Origin of the sequence: Methyloceanibacter sp. (assembly GCF_050728395.1) — a bacterium.
Taxonomy (GTDB): Bacteria; Pseudomonadota; Alphaproteobacteria; order Rhizobiales; family Methyloligellaceae; genus Methyloceanibacter.
The window spans coordinates 1-2,664 of sequence record NZ_JBOHJB010000179.1 but is presented as its reverse complement, the minus strand read 5'-3'; the positions used below and the strand labels follow the sequence as shown (position 1 = coordinate 2,664).

Sequence of the window (2,664 nt, the reverse complement as noted above, 5' to 3'; positions counted from 1 at the left end):
GCCCAGGAACGCCGACGTCTTCATCTCGCTCGTCTACGTGACCTTCCTCGGTGTCATCGGATCGCTCATGCTGGTCGAGAGCGTGGCTGCCATCCGGCGGACGCGCGCCGGCCAGCCGGCCAGGGCGCGGAAGCCAGGCGAACACACCTGGATCCACGGACTACCCTTCAAGATGCGCTTCCCGCGCTCTCGCCTCTATATCAGCGCCATTCCGCCGCTGGTCCTTGGAACCATCGTCGGTCTGCTCGCCTCGATCCTCGGCGTTGGCGGCGGTTTCATTATCGTGCCGGGCATGATCTACCTCCTGCGCATGCCGACCAACGTGGTCATTGGCACCTCGCTGTTCCAGATCATTTTCGTCACCGCCGTCGTCACTATTCTCTATGCGGTATTGAACCACTCGCTCGACATCCTGCTCGCTCTTCTCCTGGTGATCGGCGGGGTGATCGGCGGATTGTTCGGCGCCAATGCCGGTCAGAGATTGAAGGGCGAGCAGCTGAGACTCCTGCTTGCCGTCATGGTGCTCGCGGTGGCGGCCCGCTTGCTGATCGGGCTCCTGGTGCCGCCAGAGGATCTCTACAGCCTCGGGCCGATCGTGACGGGGGCATGATCATGCGGTTGGCACTCCTGCTCGCCCTTGTTGCGGTCGAGCTGCTGCCGGGGCGGCAAGCCGTCGGCGCCGAGCCGTCAAGACCCGAGCAAGTCCAGTCGGACGTCTCCCAGCGGGTGATCTCGATCCAGTCGAACTTCACCGGCATCGAGATCGTGCTGTTCGGCTCCATCGACTTCAGTCGCGCGCCTTCGCCGGACGAGGCCCCCTATGACGTCATCATGGTCATCCGCGGGCCAAACCGGCCCGTCGTCGTCCGGCGCAAAGAACAGATCGCAGGGCTTTGGATGAATGGCGCGTCGCAGACGTTCCCATCGGTGCCCGGCTTCTACGCCGTGCTCGCCTCCCGGCCGTTCCGGGCGGTAGCTCCGGAAGCTGTCCTGAAAAAGCTCGGCATCGGTTTCTCCAATCTCGATTTCGGCAAGACCGCCGGGGGCGAGACCGCGGATGACGGGTTCCGCGCAAACCTGACCCGCTTGCAACAGGAACACGGGCTGTTCCAGGAGTCCGACGACGCGATCAGTTTTCTCGGCCGCAGCCTGTTCCGCGGAAGCGTCGCACTTCCGGTCAATGTGCCGATCGGCCGCTACACCACGCAAGTGTTCCTGTTTCGCGATGGTAAGCTGTTAAGCCAGAGCCAGAGCAGCCTGCAGGTCGAAAAGGTCGGCGTGGAGCGCGTGGTCTACATGCTCGCCTTCCATTACCCCTTCTTCTACGGGTTGCTGGCGGTGCTGATGGCGGTGAGCGCGGGGCTTCTCGCCTGGACGGTGTTCCGGCGCGAATGACTCGTACATGAGTGACGTCGTCACAAGTGACTTCGTCACAAGTGACTTCGTCACGCGTGATTGTCAGTCCGGAAGCAGCAGGCTTGCCTGCAAGGGATAGACGCTCGTTCGTCCCGTCAGCCAGGCCTCCATCAGATGCCAGTGGAACAAGGACGAGAAGGCCTCGTCGAGAACGTTGAGCCCGCCGGCATAGGTGCCGAAGGCCGGCATCACCAGCCGGTTGCCGTCCGTGGCGAAGCATTTCCGCCTGATCCCCTCGCCACGCCTGGCAATGCGCGCCACCGGGTGCAAATGGCCGGCGATCTCCGGGGCGCGGCTGAGCGAGGGTTGGTGGCAAAGGGTAATGCCGCCGATTATCAGCGACCGGCAGACGAAGCCGCCGACGCTTTCGGGCAGGTCAGGGTCGTGATTGCCGAGGATCCAGTACCAGTCGCGGCCTTGCTGTAGCGCCACCAATTCCTCGCGATCGTCGGCGTTGAGCCGCCCGGCGAGCTCGCTGCGGTGAAAGCTGTCGCCGAGCGCAACCACCCGGCGCGGCGCGAAATGGTCGAGGCAGGCGGCAAGGCGCTGCAGCGTGCTCCGCGTGTCGTAAGGGGGGAGCATCATGCCCCGCGCCGCGAAGGCCGCGCCCTTCTCCAGATGCAGGTCGGCGACGAGCAGGGTGTCTTCGGACTCCCAGTAAAGGGCGCCCGCCGCGACCGGCAGGAAGGAGTGGCCGGCAAGTTCGATGGGCGGCCGCCTTCCGGCGAGAACTTCAGACATCAAGCGCAGCATGGTCCCCCATCGCCTCCGCTATCAGTTCCTCCACGGCCTCGCGCAACAGCGCCTCGCTCGCATCCCCCGGCACGCTTTCGCGGCCAATCTCGAGCATGGCCGGCACCGCAAGCGGCGAGACTCGGTCAAGGGCAATATGACTGATTCTTCCGCGGATCCGCTGCAAAAAGCCGCTCAGGCGTCCAACGTCGATCAGGCCGGTTGCGGCATCGGCGAAGGCAGCCTGGAGGAGAATGTGGTCAGGCTCGTGCTGGCGCAGCACGTCATAGATGAGGTCGGAGGAGACGGTCATCTGCCGGCCGGTCTTCTCCTGCCCCGGATGGCGGCGCTCGATCAGCCCCGAGATGATGGCGCAGACGCGGAAGGAGCGCTTCATCAGGCTCGACTCGGCAAGCCAGGCGTCGAGATCGTCGCCGAGCATGTCCTCGTCGAACAGTCTCGCGAGGTCGAGCCGTCCGGTCCGCACCATCTCGCCCATATCGGCGAGCCCCCAGA

General features: G+C 64.7%; 3 protein-coding genes and 1 pseudogene. 2 read left to right on the top strand and 2 right to left on the bottom strand.

The annotated features are described in order from the left end of the window. Both ACREC7_RS16315 and ACREC7_RS16310 read left to right on the top strand, forming a co-directional pair. On the top strand, positions 1-610 hold a 610-nt coding region (locus tag ACREC7_RS16315), incomplete at its 5' end, for a sulfite exporter TauE/SafE family protein (protein ID WP_431556740.1). Between the two features lie 2 nt (positions 611-612). Further along, positions 613-1,395 carry a TIGR02186 family protein gene (locus tag ACREC7_RS16310; RefSeq protein WP_431556739.1) on the top strand — a complete coding sequence of 261 codons (783 nt, stop codon included), beginning with the start codon at positions 613-615 and terminating at the stop codon, positions 1,393-1,395. A 63-nt stretch (positions 1,396-1,458) separates the two neighbouring features. Here ACREC7_RS16310 and pdeM read toward each other — a convergent pair whose 3' ends face one another. Beyond that, a complete protein-coding gene (gene pdeM / locus ACREC7_RS16305) occupies positions 1,459-2,169 on the bottom strand; it encodes a ligase-associated DNA damage response endonuclease PdeM (RefSeq protein WP_431556738.1) in 711 nt (236 codons plus the stop codon). Further along, positions 2,150-2,664 (bottom strand): annotated as a pseudogene (locus ACREC7_RS16300) (DNA ligase-associated DEXH box helicase); the annotation flags it as partial. The gene pdeM and the pseudogene ACREC7_RS16300, both read right to left, overlap by 20 nt.

Bases quoted from the DNA above. Each gene is read 5' to 3' on its own strand.
- ACREC7_RS16310 (WP_431556739.1), top strand. From the start codon at position 613: ATGCGGTTGGCACTCCTGCTCGCCCTTGTTGCGGTCGAGCTGCTGCCG.
- pdeM (WP_431556738.1), bottom strand. From the start codon at position 2,169: ATGCTGCGCTTGATGTCTGAAGTTCTCGCCGGAAGGCGGCCGCCCATC.